This is a genomic window from Aquirufa sp. ROCK-SH2, from assembly GCF_054558315.1.
Window position 1 is genome coordinate 309,925 of sequence record NZ_JBPXKB010000002.1, and the last position, 19,646, is coordinate 329,570.

Below are 19,646 nucleotides of genomic sequence, written 5' to 3' on the forward strand. Positions count from 1 at the left end.
ATGAATTAATTAGCTAATCGATAAAATATACTAATTTTATTATTTAACCAGATTTACATGAAAATCGCTTTTAAAAAGGATTATGTTGTTTTGTTTTTCTTTGCTTTAATTCTTTTTGTTATAAGAATCATTTCTTTTCGAGAATTTTCTTTAGATCCAGATGAATTAGAGTGGTTATATGATATCAGAAAATGTTTCATAGATCCAAGGCCTTTTGTGGGATTTGACGCTCATACTTCAGGGCCATTTGCCATTTATTTATTGGCATTAATCAAACTATTAACTGGATTTTCAAAACTTTATCAACTCCGGTTGATTAGTTTTTTTCTGTTTATTTTACCCTCTTTGTTTTTAATTTATCAAATTTCTCAAAAGGGGGCGAAGCTTATCGGGGGATTGGCCTTTGTTGTCTTAATTTGTGCTAAAAATTTCCCGGATTTTGGTGTGTTTTACGATGGAATATATAGTTACAACACAGAATATCAAATTTTACTTTTCACTACTTTGTTGTTTTGGATTTTGCGACACAAAAACGGGGGTAATTTTTATGTAGTTTATGTTCTAATTCTTTTTTTACTACCATATATTAAATTTCAAGCAATCCCATATGTTCTTTTTTTTGGAGGTTATTTATCCATAAAATTATGGAAAGAAAAACAATGGAAAATGTTGATATTCCTATCAACCACCTATTTGATTTTTAATTTAATTTGGCTGGCATTTATGTATTTTGAAGGAATATTTCCAGATTTTTATCATGTGTATATTCTGAAAAACTTGAATTATATGAGCAACAGCTCTTTTGGAGAGAAGGGAATAAATCCAATGAATTTCTTACATCGAATCCAATATTATTATCAATTCATTTACATCTTTTTAGCCCTATTCTGTTATCAATTAATGCAGCGCTTCGGAGGAATACTTAAAACAAATCTATTCGAATTATTATTGGCACCTATCTCTCAAAGTTTTTTTTTACTCATTGTTGCAAGTGCTGTAATCATCATTTCTAAAAATGATTTTGGACATTATTATATTTTTTTATTTCTACCGTTAAGTATTTTTATTGCAGACTTGGCAAATTATTTGTCCAAGAATCAGTCCTTGGAACCTACTACAAAAATAGTTTACCCAATTTTTGTAATTATTCTTTTTTGTAATTTCAATTTTGACTATTTGGGAAAATCAATGGGTTTTATTTGGAATAAATCGACCCACCAAGCGGCAAATCAGTACAATTTCGGCAAGCCATTGCCGCTTTTAGCAGATGAAAATTTAATTCATTGGTTAAAAGAAAATAAAGGAGAAAATGAAGCATTATTAGTGCTAGGCTGGACGGAAGCCCAAGCCATTTATTACCTTTTACAAAATGATTTTAGATTACAAAGTAGATCTTCTCATTCATTTTATCTACAAGACTCCTTTCGGTCAAAAAATAAAGAATTTTTTGCCAAAGAAGAACAAAATTATTTAGATGACATGAAAGAGGAAAAACCTCAATTTATTGTGGATACTTGGAATTTGTTAACCGAACTAAAAGGAACTAAAATTTCGCAGTTTGTTTCTAAAAATTATGTTTTAAAAGAGTCTACAAAAAAGTACCAAATTTACGAGCGACTTGATTAGTTGTTTGTAGAAATCGAATTAATTGAACTCATATTTCTTTCAATAATATTTCAATATCTTCCACACATTGAATTGCCTCCAATGCTAGAGTTCCATTATAAATTCCTCGAATTCGTCCTTTTTGATCGACTAAAATAAAGTGCTCGGTATGAAGAAATTCGGAGGTGTCTTTATTAAATCCGAGTGATTCTTCAGCGAAAAACGATTTTCTCGCTAAACCATAAATGAGCTCTTTGTCCCCAGTTAATAATTGCCAGTTTTTTGAAGATATTTGGTGCTTTTGACCAAATTTTTGAAAGGTTTTTACATCATCAATCCATGGTGTTACTGTCATAGATACAAGTTGCACTTTTGGATTTAAATGAAAAGCTTTCTCAATTGTTTTCATATGAGAAGTCAATTCAGGACAAATCTTACCGCAGCGTGTGAAGATAAAATTGGTCACATAGATTTTTCCTTTTAAAGATAGATTTGAAAAAGACTTTCCCTCTTGATTGATTAATGTGAAATTAGCAATACGGTGAGTGATTTGTTTGTCTGTTTCTTTTTCGGTTAAAAAGAGTGGGGTGAAATCTGGATTATTATAATAGGGTATTTTTGATTTAACTTTCTCAATGCATGAACAAAGTAAAATAGGTAAAAGAAGAAGGATTAACTTATTCATTATTCAGTTTTAAAGTTGGATCTAGTTTGTTTCTGCAATTTTTCGTTCCTAATAAGCCATATCGTCGACCTTTAATGACGATATAATTAGCTCTGATTTTACCATTTTCATACCACATTTTTTGAGGGCCTTCCTCTTGTCCATTGACAAAATTGGCTAAATGAAAAAGGTGCCCATGAATATCCCATTCTCTTAATGTTCCTTCATAGGCATCGTTTTTGGCAATAAAGTCGAACCTCCTTTTCCCATTTTCCCAAAAGGCTGTTTGTCGGCCATTTTTTACGCCATTTACAAAATGACGGATTTCCATCAATTGGCCATTTGGGAAGTATTTTTTAACAACTTCCTGTTCTTGCTCTTTTTGACAAGCAAAAAATGTAAAAACAGTAAAAGACAAGATGAATTTTGTCATTGACTTACAGTTCCTGGTGTTCCGTAAAAGCCATTCCCGTTTAAATAAGGGGCTTCTTGTGTAAAATGATAATGATAAATGCCTTTGGGATAATCCAAGGTGGCATGGGTGTGACCATGGTATACATCCAACTTATCATTTGTTACAGCGTTTCCATTTTCTTCGTTTGGCCCATAAACGGGGAATCCATCCAATAAAAATCCCATTAAGCCAGATTTACTTGATTTTACGGTAGTTAAATAAAGTGGCTCTACGTGATAATGATAAACGCCTGATTGCTGTGGATGACCATAAAATTGATCAAAACTGGCCATTTCTCCTTTCAATTCTTGGTTGTTTGGACCCGCGTATTGGTTGAAAAATGGCACGCCATTCAGTGCAATTCCTATCGGGCCAAGAGGTGTTGCCGCATGGTTTGTAGCGACTTGTGGATTAAGAGGAATTTTTATCGTACCTGATTGCTCTATGATTGAATTGGGATTTTTTGTAAAATTTAATCCTCCAAAAGTAGTTCCACTATAACTTTGGTATAAACTATTTCCTGTGGCATAATATGGACTTTTATGATCGGGTAAGGCACGAGTTTTGATGGTAAGATACGTCCCGTCGCTTGTCATACTACTCGCTCCATACAATTTTTTGTACACCTCTGGAATTGCAGTATTATCGGTCGGAGTGACACTTGTTTCGTCTTTCGAACAAGAAAGTAATAGACAGGCAAAACAAAAAGTGCTTAATGCTTTCATCACATTTGTTTTTCTAAATAGGTATAACATGATTGGTAAGATTAAAAATAAGTAATAAAAACTGAAATTTGAAGGTGCTTGTATCATAATTGTTTGTTGATTTTTTTTAACGTTTGCGGTGAAATCATTACCTGAGTTTAAAATATATTGATTGGATTCTTTTTCTATATCGATTACTTTGAAAACCACATAATGGTTGTATAAATGTTCAAAAAAAAGAAGTTTGATGCTGATGGTTTCTAAATCATTGGGCATATTCATTAAGGAAAATCGAACATCTGTTTGATGACCTAAATGGCATTGACCATCTTTTAATTGAATCGAATTGAAAATACCATTTTTGATTTGAATGGATTTTTTCAAAGATTCAATTAACTCTTTTTGAAAGGCCATGTTTGTCATGTTACTTTTATTTCCTAAAGCATATTGAAAGGCACTCAAAGAAGCACTAATATGGAGCGTCCAATGCGCATCTTTGTCCTTGACAATCGCTAATGTTGAAATTTGTGGAGAATGACCTTCCATAAACAAAGGTATGAGCAAGAAGATACATAGATATTTTCTCATTAGTTGATGCTCACTTCTGTTGTTCCTTGAGCTCCATGAAAACAACCAATGAAACTATTGCTCCCTGCTTTTGCCACATGATAATGATAACCCCTCGTTGCATCATAGTGACCACGACAGGCATCTAAATCGCTAGGTTCTTTGCCTGTTTTGTCCATCAATTCATACATTCCAAAGCCATCCAGTGCATATCCAATCATGGCAGCATGACCATCTGCTTGTTCTAATTTTTTGCTTTTTCCAGTTGCGGCGTGATAATGATAGCCTGTGGCACCATTGACATGTCCACCTGCGTCATCCATTGGCGCCAGTGTATAGGCTCCTAAAATGGCTTGTGTAGGTGCAGGCGGGTCAAAATTTACACCATTAAAGGCGATTCCTATCACACTTCCGCCACCTGGTCCGGCCATTCCACCGATATTCGTGGTAGAATTTAGTTTAATCGGTTTCACAGGGATGTAATATGTCATCTTTATATTGGAGAAATAGGATGGCTGACATTCTACACAATAATTATTGTATTGTGGATCCACATCTGGTCGTGCAGCTGCTTGACATGCTTCTTTCGTATTAGTTACCTTAATGCTTCCATCACTGTTATAAAGTTTCCATTTTGCATCGTTGTAAAATGTAGCTAGATTTTTCACAAAGGCTCCATCTACATCATATAAATTTCCTTTTTCAAACCAAACTCCCCCCTTACTGGCATCATCTGAAAGGTTAGTTGGGCACCAAGGTCCCATGGCGTGATCACTTGGCATTTTTGTGGTTGTTATTTTATAACAAGTTGTTGTTGTTCCGTTGGAAAGTGTTTTCTCTACTTTTGTTATGCTTCCAACAAGACCAGCAGGAATAAATAAACTGGGATCCACCTCTTTAATGATGTCTGTTGCATTGGATGGACTTATATCTTCTGATTTAGAACATGCAGTTAGAATTAAACAAGCAATTAGTGATGGAATTAATCGTTTTTTCATGATAATATGTGTTATTTTCTACTTAGATGCATGAAAGTGAAATATCCTTCGATAGAAAAAAAATATTTATTCAAATCGAAGGATTTCGTTTATCTAAACATCTAAGGTTTTGTTAACAGATGAATAAGGAAATCCAAGGTTTAATTTTGAAGGACGAAGTGGCATTTCGAGATTTGGTAAAAAATCACCAAAATCGGATATTTCATCATGCCATGCAAATTCTACGAAATAGAGAAGAGGCAGAAGACGTTTGTCAAGAAACTTTCGTACAGGTTTTTGAGTCGATAAAATCTTTTAAAGGCGACTCTAGTTTGTCGACTTGGATCATTCGAATCGTCATTCATAAATCTTTGGAAAAAATTAGAAAACAAAAAAGAAGACAACGTTTATTAGAATTCCTTCCTTGGTGGATGCCCAATGAAACAAATAGTATGCACGCAACAGAGTTGAATCCAGGAATTCAATTAGAAAATAAAGAAAAGGCGATAGCATTGTATCAAGCAATTGATAAATTAAGTCCAAACCAACGAGTCGCATTTACCTTAATAAAAATAGATGAAATGCCTTATTCAGAAGCAAGTGATGTGATGAATTTAAGCATTAAGGCCGTGGAATCTTTGGTTAGCAGAGCAAAAGAAAATATTAAAAAACAGTTGAAATGAAAGCACAAAATTTATTAGATGATCATTTGAAAGCTATTCATGGGCTACCGAAATGGACGATTGAGCATGATTTGGGCGATAAGGTTCTAAGTCGGATGAGACAAAGGGAACAAGAACAAATTAACAGTATTCAATCGCTTGTGGCTGCTAGTATGCTTGTTTGCTTACTTTCTGGGTTATTATTTTTGGCTGGATTGAAAGAGCAACAAGAACTAACCAACAAGCAACTAAAACAGATTTCAAATATTTATGCGGTAAATAATTTAAATTATTAATGTATGTTAAAGGAAAGAAAAAAATGGTGGGTTTTCCTTTTTGCTTTGATCTTAATCATCAATTTGGGAACCTTGGTGTTTTTTTGGTTGGGACATTTACATGAACAACGAATGTTAGATGGGCCTCAACTGAAAGAAGTAATTGCTGATGAACTCAATTTTGATGAGCAACAAAGAAACAAGTTTGAGGTCTTTGTAAAAGAACATCAAGATAAATCCGCTCAAATTCGAAGGAAAATCGAAAAAGCAAAAATTACTTATTATCAATTAAACAGCCCGGAATCTATCAAAATTGCCCATTTAATGGATCTAACGAACGCTTATGGAGAATTAGATCAGTTGAATTTTAAACATTTTCAAGATATTCGATCTATCTGTTCAAAAGAGCAGTCTACAAAATTTGATGTATTGATGCAACGAATTATTTCAAGTGGAAGCTTTGGCTTTTCTGGGAAAAAACCAAGGCCGCACTGATAGACTTAATTTTTTACACGCAAATTACAATCTAATCTTTTTGAAGCGCTTTGAGAATACATAATGCAAACTCAAATTCCAGATAAAATCATCTCCAGGGATATCTGAGGAAAGTTTTTTGTTCAATACCGATGAAATGAAAAATGGGGAATTTTTATGGCTAAAGGTTAAAGTTTCCGTTATGTAAAAGCCGCTTTTTTCGTCCATTTTTAAGAAATAAACTTGTGGATATAAACGCAAAAAAACATTCTTAGCGATCTTAATGTTTGAAATAGTGCTGTTTAAAGTGATGAAATTGGTGTTATTTGTAGAGCCTTCACTAAATCCATGAGAATATAAATAATAAACCCCTAAACTGACGTTTTTGGAAAGAGTCCAATTAGGCGAAAATTCTGTTGCCCAATATTGATGATGTCCAAGAATGTTCACAGTAGACCCTTTAGAATCGTACATTTGAAAATTTCTAAAAGCAACGGATGGGTGCGTGCCAATCGAAAATTTAAAGTTTTTGGTATTGGCCACTTTGTATCTCCACCAAAAAATAAAAGACCATGGTTTACCTTCCAAGGAAAAACGAAATTGTGGTTCAAATGCGATTTTTTCATTCCCAACCGATAAGTCAAAAATAGCAGCAGGTTTGCCTAATGTAAATGTCGGTAATAGAGAAACTCCGTTATTCGTAACGTTGGCAGCTGCCGATATGTGATATATTTTAGCAGTGCTGTCTGCAAAATCTGCTCGTAGTTCTTGAGGAAATGCAAACAACATGAAAGTAGATAGAACTAATAAGAAACGGTTGAAATAGAATTTAGGTTTTTGCATTATTCAAACACTTGAATTTAGTTGGATGCAAATTTCTCCTTTTTTCTTGGATTTTTATAACAAACGACAAACAATAAAGGTGCCTTCCACTTGAAAGACACCCTATTGGCTTAATTAAGCTTTTTTTCTAGGTTTCATTTTTAAGCTATCTGCTGGATAAGCTGCTTTTAATTTTGCCATCTCGCCTTTCGCCCAATTGATGATCAGTGCTCTTTGTTCTTCACTCAATTTTGCATACGAGTGTAACCCAAAATAAGTATAAGAAGGCATAGGCATTTCCTTTTCCTCCGTTTGCTCAATCACTTCTTCTAATTTGTGGTTTTGAACGGCTATTGGCATTTTAGTAAAAGTAGAAAAATTCAAATGTCTTTTCCCGTCATTCACATGATGGTCTAACCAAAATCCAACCGGTTGTATGTTTGAATACCAAGGATAAGTAGTTGAATTACTATGGCAATCGTTACATGCATTTTTTAAAACAACATCCACATCTGCTGGAATGGTATATTTGGTTGATATGTCGTATTGCATATCATTCGAATCATTTTTCTCTGTCGGGACAAATTGGATGGCAATCAATACAACGACCAATCCTGCTAATAATTTTTTCTTCATTTTTGTTTTGTTTAAGGGTTTAATTCACATACTTTTTCAACCATTCTCTGGCCTCTATTTCATTGGTAAAAGACTTCATGGGGATGGGTGGATTCTGAAATTGAAACAAAAGTCGCATAATTAAGGCAGATAATCCTGGCTTTGAGACCATTGCCATGGCTTTATAGACGAAAGGTAATTGTTCACTTGAAAATTTCCTTGTTGCTTTGTCGGGTACTGGTGATTTGCTCAAAAATATCAATAATGGAGCAGGTTTATGATGGGTGATGGATTGAACCAAAGCAATATTGCGTGCAATATTCTCAACTGTTCTTCGGACTGGCTTTGAATAAGAAACCAGAATTCCGGAAGATTCTAATACATAATCAGCGATCTCTCCTTCAATTAAATTATCTGATTTCATATTCATTTCTGAACTACATTTTTCTCAAATATTATGATTATTTCCTTAATTTTACAAGCTGTCGCTACTAAATTTGAAAAACCATTATCAATTATATCATAACACTAAAAATGAAAAAAATCTTATTTATCTTCTCACTAATAGTTATTCCTTTTATCTCATTAGCCCAATATACGCTAAAAATTACGACCAAAGTTTCCAAATCTAATGATGTTGCTTATTTAAGATCAACGCTTTTTGACGATAAAAACTATATTCCGAAAGATACTATTCCTTTGAACGGCAAAACAAAATTTATCCGGAATAAAAACTCCATCGTGGGAGGTATTTACTATTTATATTTTCCCAAAACGAAAGAAAAAGTTTTTCTTAGTTTAGAGGATAATGATCTGTTTGACATCAACATTCCTGAAAGTGATTTTTTGAAAACCATTGAGATTACTTCTGCAAAAAATAATATTTTTTTGAATTATCAACGTTTAGAAAGTCAATTTGCAGACATTGATTCTTCTTATGAAGCGCAAATCAAATATGGCCGTAAATTTAATTTAGCTCAAAAAGCAGAATTTTTTAAGAAGAAAACAGACGCCTTAATTGAATTTAGATCATCTGCATTAAAATCCTTGAAACCTGCGGATGCACTTTATATCTATTTTAATACCTCCAATTTGTTGGATCAATCAGTCCCGAGTCGTCGTGACGTGGCTAAACGAAAAGCATTCGTTAAGCCTTTTGATTTCAATGCTCCAAAATTGTTATTTACACCGAAAATGAAGGATATTTTATACGAGTATCTTTCCTATTACCCTCTTCATTCAGATTCCATTCAAGTGGGTGTCGATCAGGTACTTTCTCAATTAAACTGTAAAACAAAAGCCTATCCTTATGTTTTCGACTATTTTAATACCATTTTGAAAAATCGAAATATTCAAAATAATGTGGATGGCTATAAAAACTTTATCACGAAACATGTTCAAAAGAGCAAATGCGATTTTTTGAAAAAGGATAAAAAAGAGGAACTTTTAAAAACCTTAACCTCTACGAGTTCAAAAGAATTAAAAACGGGATTATTAAGTCCTAAAATTAGTCTAAAAGACACAAATGATAAGGAACAAGATTTACATGAATTTGCCAAACTCTACGATTATACGGTTATCGTTTTTTATGCTCCTACCTGTGATCATTGTCAAGTTGAAGTACCTTTGATGGACAGTACCATTAAACAATTACAGAAATCATTCAAGTTGAAAATTGGACGTTATGCCGTTTGCAATGAACCAGGATTGCCCAAATCTGAATGGACGAATTTCATCCACAAATATAAATTAACGGAAAATTTTGCTCACGTTAATATGCCGGAAAACAATGAGGTTAGAACTACCTATGATGCTTTGGCAAATCCTACTTTTTATTTAATTAATCGTTTTGGACTTTTAGAAGATAAAAAAATCAGTCCATTGACCTTGCGGAAATTTTTTGTTAATACTAAATTAAAGTAGTTTTTATTCCCTTTTTTAGGGACATATATATGAGCAAACCTTATTTTGTCAATCAAATTTTTGAAAAACGTTCATTCCCGAACAATCCTTTAGAATTTGGGGAATATGAGCACTGTACCTTTAAAAACTGTGACCTAGGGAGTAATGACCTTTCTTCTTTTATTTTCACTGATTGCACTTTTATCAACAGTAATTTAAGTGTATCGAAAATCCATAAAACAGCTTTTCGAAAAGTCCATTTTAAAGATTGTAAGTTGCATGGTTTGCGTTTTGAGGAGGCCAATACTTTTTTATTTGAAGTAAGTTTTGATCATTGTAGTCTGAATTTGTCCTCGTTCTATAAAGTGAATTTGAAAAAGACACGATTTTTCCATTCTCAGTTACATGAAATTGATTTTTCAGAATCAGATATAAGTCAAAGCGTTTTTAACAATTGCGATTTACAAGGAGCAATTTTTGACCAATCTAATTTAGAAAAATCCGATTTTTCTGAAGCCTACAATTATTCGATTGACCCAAGAAGAAATAAATTAAAGCAAGCAAAATTTTCAAAAGAAGGGCTATCCGGTTTATTAGATGTGTTTGATATCAAAGTCGTTTAAGTATAAAATGCGACTTTTTGGCTGAAATTTATCTATTTTTTCAAATAAAAGATGTCATTTTTTCCGATTTCTTTCATTGGAAATTGAATTGCAATAGAGGGTTCAAATATTATTATTATGAACCCGAATAATTACACATCACAAGCAGGTTTGGTTATTCAGAATGCAATGGAGCTGGCTAGTTCAAATGGACAGCAGGCCATTGAAACAGGGCATTTATTGCAAGCCATTTTGCAAGATGATACCCAAACTTCCGCCTTTTTACTAAAAAAATTGGGTTTGACTATTGCTCAAATTCAAGAGAAATTGCAACCCATTTTAGCATCTTATCCCAAAGTTTCAGGAGCTCAACCTTATGCAAGTAATGCATTGCAGGCGGCTTTGACTCGTGCGGATAAATTAATGGCTGATTTTGGAGATACCTACGTAAGTGTAGAATTATTGTTTCTGTCGATTTTGGACGGGAATGATTCCGTAGCTGATTTATTTAAATCGCTTGGATTAACTGTGAAGAATTTTAAAAATGCTATTGTAGAACTTAGAGGAAATAGAAAAGTGAACGATCCACATGCAGAAGGTACTTACCAATCTTTAGAAAAATATGGTAAGAATTTGAATGAATTGGCTAAGGCAGGAAAAATTGATCCTGTGATTGGTCGTGATGAAGAAATTCGTCGTGTTTTGCAGATTTTATCTAGACGTACCAAAAATAATCCCATCTTATTAGGTGAACCAGGTGTGGGTAAAACCGCCATTGTTGAAGGTTTAGCTCAAAGAATTGTATCAGGGGATGTCCCTGAAAATTTGAAATCTAAAATCGTTATGTCGCTAGACATGGGACTTTTAGTGGCTGGGGCAAAATACAAAGGAGAATTTGAAGAGCGTTTAAAAGCGGTTATCAAAGAAGTGACGGACTCGGATGGAGAGATTGTTTTGTTCATTGACGAGATTCATACGTTGATTGGCGCAGGTGGCGGAGGCGAAGGTGCTATGGATGCGGCCAACCTTCTAAAGCCAGCTTTGGCAAGGGGCGAATTGCATGCGATTGGAGCTACCACTTTGAAAGAATATCAAAAGTACATCGAGAAAGACAAAGCTTTGGAACGTCGTTTTCAAGCAGTCATTGTCGATGAACCCGATGTAGCCGATGCGATTTCAATTTTGAGAGGTATCAAAGATAAATACGAGTTGCACCATGGAGTTCGTATTCAGGATGATGCAGTTATTGCAGCTGTTGAATTGTCGAATCGATATATTTCAGATCGTTTTTTACCCGATAAAGCCATTGACTTAATGGACGAAGCTGCAGCGAAAATGCGTTTGGAAATAGATTCAGTGCCGGAGGAAATTGATGATATTCAGCGAAAAATCATGCAATTGGAAATTGAACGTGAAGCGATTCGTAGAGAAAATAACAAGGAAAAGGAAACGATATTGAGTCGCGAGTTAGCGGATCTTTCTGAAAAACGCGATGCTTTAAAAGGCAGATGGCAGGCAGAAAAATCTGTTTTGGATAATATTCGTAAAGAAAAAGAGGCGATTGATAAATTAAAATTGGAAGCTGAACAAGCGGAACGCCAAGGTGATTACGGAAAAGTAGCTGAAATTAGATATGGGCGTTTGGTGGAATCAGAAGCAAAATTGAAACAATTGCAAACGCAGTCGGCTGGTGAAAATGGAATGTTGCAAGAGGAAGTAACGGCTGAAAATGTGGCGGAGGTAGTTGCCAAGTGGACAGGAATTCCTGTGAGCAAAATGCTTCAAACGGAGATTGACAAATTATTGCATTTGGAAGATGAACTGCATAAAAGAGTTGCTGGGCAAGATCAAGCGATTGAAGTGGTTTCTGATGCGGTTCGTCGTTCGAGAGCGGGTTTACAAGATCCCAAACGTCCGATTGGTTCCTTTATCTTTTTAGGTACAACGGGTGTGGGTAAAACGGAATTGGCTAAATCTTTGGCATCGTATTTATTCAATGATGAAAATGCGATTGTGCGAATCGATATGTCTGAGTACCAAGAAAGACACGCGGTTAGCCGTTTAATTGGAGCGCCTCCGGGATATGTAGGTTATGATGAGGGGGGACAATTGACCGAAGCTGTTCGAAGAAAACCTTATTCTGTGGTATTATTGGATGAGATTGAAAAAGCGCATCCAGATGTTTGGAATATCTTATTGCAAGTGTTGGATGAAGGCCGTTTGACGGATAATAAAGGAAGAACAGCCAATTTCAAAAATACCATCATCATCATGACTTCCAATATTGGGTCACATTTGATTCAAGAGAAGATGTCGCAAATGGAAGGTTGGAACAATGCGATTATTCTGGAAGAGACCAAAGAAGAAGTGATGGCCTTGTTGAAACAACAAGTTCGACCTGAGTTTTTGAATCGTGTGGATGAAGTTGTCTTGTTTGAACCTTTAACAGAAGATCATGCGAAACAGATTTTGAGTATTCAATTCAAAGAAATTCAAAAGCGTTTGGCAGAACAAAACATCACTTTGGATGCAACAGACGCTGCTTTGACGAAATTAGCTAAAGAAGGTTTTGACCCACAATATGGAGGTCGTCCGATGAAACGTGTGTTACAAAGAGCGGTTTTGAATGAATTGTCTAAAGCCATTTTATCAGGTAAAATCCAAAAAGATTCTGCCGTTTTAATGGATATTGACAAAGAAGGAAATTTGATTTTTGAAAATGTAATTGTTGAAATTTAATTTTTTTAAGCTATCCTCTTTATGGAGGGCTTTGTGATCTTTGTGTTAAAATGGTAAGATTGTTTTAACACAAAGTTTTCTTTCCTCTCTATTCCCTATTACAAATTATCCCCATCCATCATTTTATCAAGATTTTGATAATCCTCAGATGAGTTTTGCTTTCATTTTTGATTCTTATTATATTTGATCCATTAAATAATGAACATAAATAAGTACATTTGTATGTACTTAAATACGTTCATTATGGTAGTCACTAATATGACAGATTTTCGAAATAATATGAAAAAATATCTTGACCAAATAACCCAAGACCACGAGACGGTTATTATGAGTCGAAGTAATGATCAGGCAGTAGTTATGATTTCTTTGGAAGAATATAATTCCATTCAAGAGACACAATATTTGCTTTCAACAAAAGCTAATAGGGAACATTTATTGAGGTCGATTGAAGAATTAAGTGGTTCGACAATTACGAAAAATGTGGAAGATTTATGCGATTAATTTTCAGCAAACAAGCGTGGGAGGATTATCAATATTGGCTGGAGAAAGACAAGAAAGTTCTTAAAAAAATCAATGATTTATTGAAAGAACTTTCCAGAAATCCAGATTCTACCTTGGCTAAAGCTGAATCTTTGAGATACGAGTTAACGGGTTTTAAATCAATGCGAATTGATAAAGAACACCGTTTGGTATTCAATTATTTAAATCCTGACTTGTTTATTATTTCCTGTAGATTTCATTATTAAATCTTTGTGGGATAGCTCTTTTAATTCGTCATTTACAGCCTATGGCTTCGAGAGCCTCAGCCATCGGTTTACCTCTTACCTCTTACCTCTTACCTCTTCTTACCTCTTCTTACCTCTTCTTACCTCTTACCTTTTACCTCTTACCTTCTCATGTGCGTTCATGGTTAATTTGTATAATATGTTAGGTAAAATTCTGAAAACAAATGGGTCTTGTGAATCGATAAATGGCTTGTGTACCGACGGACGTGCTTCTTGTATCTGTTGTAGCAGGGAAGGGGCCTCCGTGAACCATGGCTGGAGAAACTTCCACTCCGGTAGGGAAGCCATTCAATAAAATTCGGCCAACTTTTAAACTTAATTCTTCCACTAATTCAGGAAATGCTTCGATTTCACGATAAGTTCCTTGAATAGTTCCTGTCAATTGACCAGGTAATTTTTCAATTAATTGTAACAATTCTGCACGGTCATCTGCCACAATTGCTAAGGTACTTGGGCCAAAAACTTCTTCCAATATTTCAGGATGTTTCATGGCATGTTTGGCTGTTGCAACAAATAAACTTGGCGAAGGAACATGGGCTTTTGTCAGTCTCTGAACCGCTTGGTGTTGATCTAAATGCAAACTTCCTTGTTCAAAAGCTTGGCCTATCCCTTGCGTTAAAAATGCTCCTAAACTCATTTGATCCAATTGATTGGCCAATAGTGTTAAAAATCCTGCATCTTCTTTTTGAATAAGAATCAAGCCTGGATTGGTACAAAATTGACCTTGTCCTAAACAAACGGATTGACTAAGTTGAGCCGCTAAGTTTTCGGCTTCATTTTTTAATTTTTCAGACAATAAAACCACCGGATTTATACTTCCCATTTCTGCATAAACAGGGATGGGTTGATCCCTTTTGACGGCTAAATCGAACAAGGCTTTGCCTCCTCGATAAGAACCTGTGAAAGCAACCGCTTGTATACCAGGGTGTTTCACCAAATATCCTCCGATTTCATGACTATTTGCATGAATCATAGAGAAAATGCCTTCAGGCATTTGGGTATTTTGAGCAGCTTTTTGAATGGCTCTACCAACCATTTCACAAGTATTGGGATGAGCAGGGTGTGCTTTGAAAATAACTGGACAACCAGCAGCTAAAGCAGAAAGGGTATCTCCGCCCGCTACAGAAAATGCCAAAGGGAAATTGCTCGCTCCAAATACAGCAACCGGACCCAAAGCGATTTGTTTCTGCACCAATCTCGGTTTAGGCAATGGCTGTCTATCGGGCATGGCTTCATCTATGATTTCTTTCCTCCATGATTCTTCTTTGATGAAATTAGCGAAGGCCTGAATTTGTCCCGTAGTTCTGCCTCTTTCTCCCGTAATTCGAGCATTTGGTAAGGCTGTTTCTAAACAAGCCATTTCTATTAAAGCATCTCCAATGGCAAGAATTTCGTTTGCTATTTGTTCCAAAAACAGTGCTCTTTGTGCATCTGAAATTTTCAACATTGCTCTAAAAGCTTTTTGTGCCAAAGCGATGGCTTCATCTACTTCTTCTACGGTTGCTTCATGGAACTGAGTCCCGAAAACAGCACCCCTAGCAGCTTCTATTCCTTGAAACGTTTTACTTCCTTTTTTGGAAAAATGATTCCCAATAATTTGTTCTCCTGTTAAATTCATTTTGCGACGATTTGTACCAATGTTCCAATGGGTTCAATTTGTATTTCTATTCGATCTCCTGCTTGAAGTGTGAAGGGTGGATCTGGAACAATACAGGTTCCTGTCATTAAAAAAGTGCCTTTAGGAAAGCTGCACTCTCGAGTTAAGTATTCCACTAATTCCAAATGGGTTCTTTTCATTTGAGAAATCTGGGTATCTCCTTGAAAAACGAGTTCTTTTTCTCTAAAAATGCGCATATCAATCACAGTTTCAGGCGCCAAAGGCTCTTCTGTAACCAATAAACAAGGCCCAATACCTGCGCTTCCATCATAGACTTTTGCCTGCGGTAAATACAAGGGATTTTCTCCCTCAATATCACGGCTACTCATATCGTTGCCAATGGTGTAACCAGCCAATTGTTTATGTGAATTGACAAATAAGGTTAATTCAGGTTCTGGAACGTTCCACGCAGAATCTTTTCTAATTCGAACTTCACCGCCATTTCCTACAGCACGGTGGGCATTTCCTTTATAAAAAATTTCGGGCCTTTCAGCGGAATAAACTTTGTCATAAAAAGTATCTCCACCCGATTCTTTCGATTCTTCCATTCTAGCCACCTTGCTGCGTAAATAGGTAACGCCTGCTGCCCAAATTTCTTGTTGATGAACAGGATGTAGAATTTCGTATTGATTGAAATCCACTTCTGTACCTCGATTAAATTCCGATTGGCAAGCTAGAAATAAGTCCTTTTGATTGATAAAATCGTCCCAAGCAAGGGTGTGATGAAAGACCGATTTTTCAGAAAAAGACGCCTGAATAATGTGCCCGTGTGGAGTACGGAATAATTTAAAATAATTCATTTTGATAGGTTTAAATTAAAATTTTACTCATCATCACGCTCAGCTGTGCTGAGCGCATTTATATTTTAATCGCATTCGGGAGCATATGGAGAAATGGCAAAGCTTTGCTGTAATCCAATTCAGTATACTCTAAACCCAGTGCGCGTATGTTCTTGTAATAAGTTTGATGTTGGTCATAATAGTTTCTTTCGCTGGGAACAAACCATGCTTTTTCCCCTAATTTTTGCCCCAAAAACCATTTCTCTAAAAGCCGTCCACTTCTCCCGTTGCCATCATTCCATGGATGAATTTTTACGAAAACCAAATGAATCATAGCAGCAAAATAGAAAACCTCCTGAATGTCTAGTTCTGTTTTCAATAGTATTTCTAGGTCATGGTAAAATTTTTCCATTTCGCTTTTCAATTCAATCGGAGAGGCTGCCACATATTCTATTCTTCCATCGGGTGTGCTTACATACATGTTTTGTGTTCTCAACTTACCTTGTTGGTTTTTCGCAACAAGGTGTTTGCTCAAAACCTGATGAGCTTCGCAAATGTTGACTTTGTTTAGGATATTTGTTTTTGCAAAAGTGTAGGCCGAGTATAAATCATCAATTTTTTGGGTGTAATCTGGTAAAAATTTTATTCCAAATTTTTTATGCTTGATGTAACTATCCAACTCAATATTCTCTCCTTCAATTTTGCTTGAAAAAACCGATGCTACAGACGTATAAAAACTGAAAATGTCCGTTGAAATTTCCGCATCAACCAATTTGTCAAAGTTGATTTTCAGTTCTTTATCAACTTGATCGCAATACTGCTCCAACAAATTATCCTGAACTATTTTTAAGTCTAATTTCTTCATTCCACTTTCGTAAGTATCAACCTTGGGTCTCTCATTCTCACGCTCGGCTTTGCCGAGTGTGGATTATTTTCAAACATTTTGTTTTAGTTCTCACGCTCAGCTGTGCTGAGTGTGTACTATTTTAAAAACATTCTGTTTTTTACAAAGTTGTAAAAACAACATGTTTTTTTCATAGTGTGCACTCAGCACAGCTGAGCGCAAGATAGTTTTTTATATATTTATAGTATGCACTTAGCACAGCTGAGCGCAAGTTAATTTATTTTCAATAAATTTTGTTTTAGGCATTAAATATAATCCTTTAAGGCTGAAAAAACGATATCTTCATCGCTTAATTTAAAGCTAAGTTCGAAGAGACAGGTATTGTTGATTTGTTGATTAATAATTTTAATGGGCTCTTTTTTACAAATTTTCATCACATCATTGAGCTGAAAATAGTTGAATTCGATTTGAATGATTTTTTCAGGTTCTTTCAGAAAGATATTTTCTTCTTTCAAAGCGTCCAAACTAGCTTCTTTATAAGCATGAATTAAACCGGGTACTCCCAAGAGCGTTCCTCCGAAATAGCGTACCACGGCAACCAATGAAAAGTATAAATTTTTGGAAATAAGTGTATTCAAAATAGGTTTTCCTGCACTTCCAGAGGGTTCTCCATCGTCATTAGAACGAGCTTCTTCGGGGGTATTTCCTAAACGATACGCATAACAGACATGCCTGGCTTTAGGATGTTCAATTTTTAACAATGAAATTATTTCCTTGATTTCTTCCAGATCTTTTACAGGAAAGCTATAAGCGATGAATTTACTTCCTTTATCTTTGTAGAGGCCTTCTGCGCTTTCTCGCAAAGTTAAATAGGAAGTCATGGTGTTCATTCGGAAATTGTTTGGCACAAATTTAGGCTTAAATTTCAAAAGTACTTTTCATAAAACATGCATAATAATTATTATTTCTTGAGGGTTTTGGCCAAAGATTTGAGGCAAAAGTTGCTCTATGCCCGATTGAAGCAATGTTTTTCGCAAGAAAAGGATGAATTGGTCTTAGGTTTTGAGCGACAAAATGGTGATGATTTTTGGATCAAATGTTGTTTGGGTGCCCAGTTCTCTATTTTACAATTTCCTGAATCTTTTCACCGGGCTGGTCGTAATTCGGTTGATTTATTTTCGGATCTATTGTTGGCAGAGGTTCAAGAAGTACAAATGTTTGAGAATGAAAGGGCTTTTGCTTTCCATTTTTTAGGTTCTTATGTGCTTCTATTTAAGTTATATGGGAATCGTGCGAATGTGGTTTTATATCAAGATCAAACCTATATTTCTCAGTTTCAAAAACGTTTAAAAAAGGATGAATCGATTTCCTTAAACGAATTAGATCGCCCTTTGGATCAAAGTTTTGACAATTTCATTGCGCATGAATCTGAAACGAATGCCTTGTTTCCCACTTTTGGCAAGGAATGTCAGGCATGGTTGAAAGAAAAAGGTTATGAGGATTTGAATTCAGAACATCGTTGGAAATTGATTCAGCAATTATTGCATGAATTGTCTTTGGCCAATTTTTATATTTATGAGCATGCCAAAGGGGTCAGTTTGACCTTGTTGGAAACGCATGAACATGTATTTTGTAAAACCAATGACCCCATTGAAGCGCTTAATCAATTGTATGCATTTCATTGGTCTGTCGGGGAATTTAAAAAAGAAAAAAACCTCATTCATTCCAATTTAGAGAAACTACATCTGCGTGCGATTTTATACCGGGAGGAATTGTTGAAACAGCAAACAATTAGAGAAGAGAATGTAGCATTGGATGAAATAGGACATATTTTAATGGCCAATTTACATGCCATTCCTGAAGGTGCGAAAAGTGTTGAATTGCTGGATTTTTATCGGAATAAGCCTTTGAAAATCAAATTAAATGCTAGTTTAAGTCCCGTTCAAAATGCAGAAAATTATTACCGCAAGTCGAAAAATGTGGCCAAAGAATTAGCCAATTGGCAAGCTAAGGTGGATGCTAAAAATGCCGAAATAGAAGCATTAGAAAAAGCAATCGTGGAGCTTGAACAATGCACCACCAAAAAAGCCTTAAAGCCATTTTTAAAGTGGATTCAACCTCAGAATACACAGAAATTAGATGCAGAGGAATTACCATTTAAGGAGTTTACTATTTCCGGTTGGACGGTTTGGGTAGGCAAAAATGCCAAGAACAACGATTTATTGACGTTAAAATATGCCAAAAAGAATGATTTGTGGTTACATGCACGGGATGTTTCAGGGTCCCATGTGGTGATACGTAATCCGCAAAATCAAACTGTTCCCAAATTTGTCATTGAGCAAGCAGCCAGTTTAGCCGCTTATTTTTCCAAACGCCAAACCGAGACCCTGTGTCCTGTCATTGTCACCCCTAAAAAATATGTCCGCAAAACCCGCGACCTGCTCCCTGGTCAAGTGATTGTAGATAGGGAAGAAGTGGTGATTGTTAGGCCGGGGCTTAATTATTAGGGAATTATTGAA

Annotated in this window: 21 protein-coding genes; 10 read left to right on the forward strand and 11 right to left on the reverse strand. The window is 35.3% G+C overall.

Going from position 1 to position 19,646, the window contains the following annotated elements; translation table 11 throughout:
• Positions 1–57: 57 nt before the first annotated feature.
• Complete coding sequence (locus tag V7S79_RS05200; protein WP_459489500.1) at positions 58–1,626, forward strand: hypothetical protein; 1,569 nt, start codon at positions 58–60, stop codon at positions 1,624–1,626.
• Between the two features lie 28 nt (positions 1,627–1,654).
• Here the strand turns inward: V7S79_RS05200 and V7S79_RS05205 are convergent, their stop codons facing one another.
• From V7S79_RS05205 to V7S79_RS05220, 4 genes are read right to left on the reverse strand one after another with little or no spacing between them, the layout of a single operon-like run.
• The gene (locus V7S79_RS05205; RefSeq protein ID WP_459489501.1) at positions 1,655–2,290 is read right to left on the reverse strand and encodes an SCO family protein; all 636 of its coding nucleotides are present in this window, start codon (positions 2,288–2,290) and stop codon (positions 1,655–1,657) included.
• On the reverse strand, positions 2,283–2,702 hold the full coding sequence (locus V7S79_RS05210; protein WP_459489502.1) for a toxin-antitoxin system YwqK family antitoxin: 420 nt from the start codon (positions 2,700–2,702) through the stop codon (positions 2,283–2,285). Before V7S79_RS05210 ends, V7S79_RS05205 begins: the two co-directional genes overlap by 8 nt.
• Entirely contained in the window at positions 2,699–4,015 is a 1,317-nt protein-coding gene (locus V7S79_RS05215; protein ID WP_459489503.1) for a YHYH protein, read from the reverse strand. The genes V7S79_RS05210 and V7S79_RS05215 overlap by 4 nt, the downstream gene beginning before the upstream one ends.
• Positions 4,015–4,992: a YHYH protein gene (locus V7S79_RS05220; RefSeq protein WP_459489504.1), complete on the reverse strand. Its 978-nt coding sequence runs from the start codon at positions 4,990–4,992 to the stop codon at positions 4,015–4,017. Before V7S79_RS05220 ends, V7S79_RS05215 begins: the two co-directional genes overlap by 1 nt.
• Before the next feature lie 119 nt (positions 4,993–5,111).
• On the opposite strand from V7S79_RS05220, the gene V7S79_RS05225 reads away from it, so the two are divergent.
• From V7S79_RS05225 to V7S79_RS05235, 3 genes are read left to right on the forward strand one after another with little or no spacing between them, the layout of a single operon-like run.
• The gene (locus V7S79_RS05225; RefSeq protein ID WP_459489505.1) at positions 5,112–5,654 is read left to right on the forward strand and encodes an RNA polymerase sigma factor; all 543 of its coding nucleotides are present in this window, start codon (positions 5,112–5,114) and stop codon (positions 5,652–5,654) included.
• Positions 5,651–5,929, forward strand: a complete 279-nt coding sequence (locus V7S79_RS05230; RefSeq protein WP_459489506.1) for a hypothetical protein — start codon at positions 5,651–5,653, stop codon at positions 5,927–5,929. Before V7S79_RS05225 ends, V7S79_RS05230 begins: the two co-directional genes overlap by 4 nt.
• A gap of 3 nt (positions 5,930–5,932) precedes the next feature.
• Positions 5,933–6,403 carry a hypothetical protein gene (locus V7S79_RS05235; RefSeq protein ID WP_459489507.1) on the forward strand — a complete coding sequence of 157 codons (471 nt, stop codon included), beginning with the start codon at positions 5,933–5,935 and terminating at the stop codon, positions 6,401–6,403.
• 24 nt (positions 6,404–6,427) lie between these two features.
• On the opposite strand, the gene V7S79_RS05240 is transcribed toward V7S79_RS05235, so the two are convergent.
• The 3 genes from V7S79_RS05240 to V7S79_RS05250 form a co-directional block, all read right to left on the reverse strand.
• The gene (locus V7S79_RS05240; RefSeq protein WP_459489508.1) at positions 6,428–7,225 is read right to left on the reverse strand and encodes a hypothetical protein; all 798 of its coding nucleotides are present in this window, start codon (positions 7,223–7,225) and stop codon (positions 6,428–6,430) included.
• A 114-nt stretch (positions 7,226–7,339) separates the two neighbouring features.
• A complete protein-coding gene (locus V7S79_RS05245; RefSeq protein ID WP_459489509.1) occupies positions 7,340–7,840 on the reverse strand; it encodes a heme-binding domain-containing protein in 501 nt (166 codons plus the stop codon).
• A 19-nt stretch (positions 7,841–7,859) separates the two neighbouring features.
• A complete protein-coding gene (locus tag V7S79_RS05250; protein WP_459489510.1) occupies positions 7,860–8,249 on the reverse strand; it encodes a DUF7793 family protein in 390 nt (129 codons plus the stop codon).
• Between the two features lie 104 nt (positions 8,250–8,353).
• Between V7S79_RS05250 and V7S79_RS05255 the strand changes: the two genes are divergently transcribed.
• The 5 genes from V7S79_RS05255 (at position 8,354) to V7S79_RS05275 (ending at position 13,808) form a co-directional block, all read left to right on the forward strand.
• Positions 8,354–9,742, forward strand: coding sequence for a peroxiredoxin family protein (locus V7S79_RS05255; protein ID WP_459489511.1), 1,389 nt, complete (start codon positions 8,354–8,356; stop codon positions 9,740–9,742).
• Between the two features lie 29 nt (positions 9,743–9,771).
• Entirely contained in the window at positions 9,772–10,344 is a 573-nt protein-coding gene (locus V7S79_RS05260) for a pentapeptide repeat-containing protein (RefSeq protein WP_459489512.1), read from the forward strand.
• 117 nt (positions 10,345–10,461) lie between these two features.
• On the forward strand, positions 10,462–13,062 hold the full coding sequence (clpB, locus tag V7S79_RS05265) for an ATP-dependent chaperone ClpB (RefSeq protein WP_459489513.1): 2,601 nt from the start codon (positions 10,462–10,464) through the stop codon (positions 13,060–13,062).
• Positions 13,063–13,305: 243 nt separating this feature from the next.
• Positions 13,306–13,563, forward strand: coding sequence for a type II toxin-antitoxin system Phd/YefM family antitoxin (locus V7S79_RS05270; protein WP_459489514.1), 258 nt, complete (start codon positions 13,306–13,308; stop codon positions 13,561–13,563).
• Entirely contained in the window at positions 13,554–13,808 is a 255-nt protein-coding gene (locus V7S79_RS05275) for a Txe/YoeB family addiction module toxin (RefSeq protein WP_459489515.1), read from the forward strand. The genes V7S79_RS05270 and V7S79_RS05275 overlap by 10 nt, the downstream gene beginning before the upstream one ends.
• Before the next feature lie 181 nt (positions 13,809–13,989).
• Here V7S79_RS05275 and V7S79_RS05280 read toward each other — a convergent pair whose 3' ends face one another.
• The 4 genes from V7S79_RS05280 to V7S79_RS05295 all read right to left on the reverse strand — a co-directional run bounded on the left by V7S79_RS05280 (position 13,990) and on the right by V7S79_RS05295 (position 18,017).
• The gene (locus V7S79_RS05280; RefSeq protein ID WP_459489516.1) at positions 13,990–15,465 is read right to left on the reverse strand and encodes an aldehyde dehydrogenase (NADP(+)); all 1,476 of its coding nucleotides are present in this window, start codon (positions 15,463–15,465) and stop codon (positions 13,990–13,992) included.
• On the reverse strand, positions 15,462–16,304 hold the full coding sequence (locus V7S79_RS05285; RefSeq protein ID WP_459489518.1) for a fumarylacetoacetate hydrolase family protein: 843 nt from the start codon (positions 16,302–16,304) through the stop codon (positions 15,462–15,464). Before V7S79_RS05285 ends, V7S79_RS05280 begins: the two co-directional genes overlap by 4 nt.
• A 58-nt stretch (positions 16,305–16,362) precedes the next feature.
• Complete coding sequence (locus tag V7S79_RS05290) at positions 16,363–17,148, reverse strand: Fic family protein (RefSeq protein ID WP_459489519.1); 786 nt, start codon at positions 17,146–17,148, stop codon at positions 16,363–16,365.
• Positions 17,149–17,432: 284 nt separating this feature from the next.
• A complete protein-coding gene (locus tag V7S79_RS05295) occupies positions 17,433–18,017 on the reverse strand; it encodes an IMPACT family protein (protein ID WP_459489520.1) in 585 nt (194 codons plus the stop codon).
• 57 nt (positions 18,018–18,074) lie between these two features.
• On the opposite strand from V7S79_RS05295, the gene V7S79_RS05300 reads away from it, so the two are divergent.
• Complete coding sequence (locus V7S79_RS05300) at positions 18,075–19,634, forward strand: NFACT RNA binding domain-containing protein (RefSeq protein ID WP_459489521.1); 1,560 nt, start codon at positions 18,075–18,077, stop codon at positions 19,632–19,634.
• Positions 19,635–19,646: the final 12 nt, after the last annotated feature.

Coding starts and splice junctions, on each gene's coding strand:
- clpB (WP_459489513.1), top strand. CDS start 10,462: ATGAACCCGAATAATTACACATCACAAGCAGGTTTGGTTATTCAGAAT.
- V7S79_RS05280 (WP_459489516.1), bottom strand. CDS start 15,465: ATGAATTTAACAGGAGAACAAATTATTGGGAATCATTTTTCCAAAAAA.
- V7S79_RS05255 (WP_459489511.1), top strand. CDS start 8,354: ATGAAAAAAATCTTATTTATCTTCTCACTAATAGTTATTCCTTTTATC.
- V7S79_RS05245 (WP_459489509.1), bottom strand. CDS start 7,840: ATGAAGAAAAAATTATTAGCAGGATTGGTCGTTGTATTGATTGCCATC.
- V7S79_RS05275 (WP_459489515.1), top strand. CDS start 13,554: ATGCGATTAATTTTCAGCAAACAAGCGTGGGAGGATTATCAATATTGG.
- V7S79_RS05300 (WP_459489521.1), top strand. CDS start 18,075: ATGCATAATAATTATTATTTCTTGAGGGTTTTGGCCAAAGATTTGAGG.
- V7S79_RS05285 (WP_459489518.1), bottom strand. CDS start 16,304: ATGAATTATTTTAAATTATTCCGTACTCCACACGGGCACATTATTCAG.
- V7S79_RS05240 (WP_459489508.1), bottom strand. CDS start 7,225: ATGCAAAAACCTAAATTCTATTTCAACCGTTTCTTATTAGTTCTATCT.
- V7S79_RS05205 (WP_459489501.1), bottom strand. CDS start 2,290: ATGAATAAGTTAATCCTTCTTCTTTTACCTATTTTACTTTGTTCATGC.
- V7S79_RS05210 (WP_459489502.1), bottom strand. CDS start 2,702: ATGACAAAATTCATCTTGTCTTTTACTGTTTTTACATTTTTTGCTTGT.
- V7S79_RS05235 (WP_459489507.1), top strand. CDS start 5,933: ATGTTAAAGGAAAGAAAAAAATGGTGGGTTTTCCTTTTTGCTTTGATC.
- V7S79_RS05250 (WP_459489510.1), bottom strand. CDS start 8,249: ATGAATATGAAATCAGATAATTTAATTGAAGGAGAGATCGCTGATTAT.
- V7S79_RS05225 (WP_459489505.1), top strand. CDS start 5,112: ATGAATAAGGAAATCCAAGGTTTAATTTTGAAGGACGAAGTGGCATTT.
- V7S79_RS05220 (WP_459489504.1), bottom strand. CDS start 4,992: ATGAAAAAACGATTAATTCCATCACTAATTGCTTGTTTAATTCTAACT.
- V7S79_RS05295 (WP_459489520.1), bottom strand. CDS start 18,017: ATGAACACCATGACTTCCTATTTAACTTTGCGAGAAAGCGCAGAAGGC.
- V7S79_RS05290 (WP_459489519.1), bottom strand. CDS start 17,148: ATGAAGAAATTAGACTTAAAAATAGTTCAGGATAATTTGTTGGAGCAG.
- V7S79_RS05270 (WP_459489514.1), top strand. CDS start 13,306: ATGGTAGTCACTAATATGACAGATTTTCGAAATAATATGAAAAAATAT.
- V7S79_RS05230 (WP_459489506.1), top strand. CDS start 5,651: ATGAAAGCACAAAATTTATTAGATGATCATTTGAAAGCTATTCATGGG.
- V7S79_RS05260 (WP_459489512.1), top strand. CDS start 9,772: ATGAGCAAACCTTATTTTGTCAATCAAATTTTTGAAAAACGTTCATTC.
- V7S79_RS05200 (WP_459489500.1), top strand. CDS start 58: ATGAAAATCGCTTTTAAAAAGGATTATGTTGTTTTGTTTTTCTTTGCT.
- V7S79_RS05215 (WP_459489503.1), bottom strand. CDS start 4,015: ATGAGAAAATATCTATGTATCTTCTTGCTCATACCTTTGTTTATGGAA.